Origin of the sequence: Chryseobacterium sp. 2TAF14, assembly GCF_052115105.1 — a bacterium.
GTDB lineage: Bacteria > Bacteroidota > Bacteroidia > Flavobacteriales > Weeksellaceae > Chryseobacterium.
This window is the reverse complement of the sequence record NZ_JBFRGA010000347.1, coordinates 1-652: the sequence shown is the minus strand read 5'-3', so window position 1 is coordinate 652 and position 652 is coordinate 1. Positions and strand designations below refer to the sequence as shown.

Below are 652 nucleotides of genomic sequence, written 5' to 3'. Positions count from 1 at the left end.
GTTACGGGATCTGCCATAATTTGTTGTAGATGCATAAACATTCAATGCAGGCATAGAGTTAGCCTCTATATTTACTGAATTGATAAATATCTCATACTCATTCCCATTAATTTTTATAGAATTCCCTATTTTTCGGATCTTATTTCTTCCCCAATATTTGCTCAGTCCTTCCTGCGTTAATAATACGAGCTCATTGAAATTTTTAACTACATTCTTTTCTACCTTACTCTCTTTTAAATTTACCCTTAAAGATACCTCTACTTTTTTACTATTTGTATTTATTTTTATATCTATCCATTTTACTTTACATTTCCCATTAACTTTTATTTGAGAAGTATTAGTTCCGTCTGTAATTTCAGCAATAAGATTATTGTTGACAAACCAAGTAGTGTCACAAACTTTATCCTTAGAGAATCCATCCCATTCTATAGGAAAAACATCTCCCTCTTTTAAGCTTTGAGTAATCTTTTCTGAATAAATATCTGCACTTTCACTTTTTATCTTAAAAGTTAACCTCTCAAAGGTTCCTTGTTTTATAATAATTTGAAATTTGATTTTTTCATTTTCATTTTTTCCTTCGAAATCCGGAATACCAAGCGGAATAAAAGTACCTTTCTCAACTCTTATTTCTAATAGCTTACTCTCTTCCAAC

1 protein-coding gene is annotated in these 652 nt (G+C 29.9%); it reads right to left on the bottom strand.

The genetic code is table 11. The features are described from left to right. A partial coding sequence (locus tag AB4Y90_RS18110) for a hypothetical protein (protein ID WP_441558949.1) occupies nt 1–652 on the bottom strand: 652 nt, incomplete at both ends.